Consider the following 527-nt stretch of genomic DNA (forward strand, 5'->3'; position numbering starts at 1 on the left):
GATTCAGGGTCATCGTGCGCCTTCCTGGGCAGTGCTCATCTGGTCGCCGCGGCGAGTCGTGCCGAGGCCGTCGCCATGTGGATCGCCATTGCCGACGCCGCGCCATCCTCATCGCGCGCGGCGACCGCCGCGTAGACCGCGGCGTGCTCGTCGATCGCCTTCTGGGCTCCGGCCACGTCTTCGACGGCGCGATCCGCGTACACCTGCAGCAGCGAACGGACGACATGCAGGAGGTCGATCAGCACCGCGTTGCCGGCGGCCGCCGCCAGCGCATGGTGGAATTCGAGGTCGGCCCGCGCGAACGGCTTGAGATCGCCGACGGTCGTGCGCATCCGCTCCAGCTGCTTGCCGACGACGGCGAGGGATGCCTGGTCCCCCCGCGATGCGGCGAGTCGGGCGACGAAGATCTCCAGGCCGGAGCGCAGCTCCAGCAGCTCGGCGGTGTTGCGCTCGCCGATGAGCAGCCCCCAGCGCAGGGTCTGCGGCAGGAGTTCGCTGGCCGTGCCCCGCAGGTAGGTGCCCGAGCC

General features: G+C 71.2%; 1 protein-coding gene. It reads right to left on the reverse strand.

Annotated features, from left to right (window positions below):
- Nucleotides 1–35 precede the first annotated feature (35 nt).
- Nucleotides 36–527 (reverse strand): FadR/GntR family transcriptional regulator (locus tag AC1DVT_RS20550; protein ID WP_477391283.1); only part of this gene is annotated, 492 nt, incomplete at its 5' end.

This window comes from Microbacterium sp. P2_F9, from assembly GCF_056403635.1.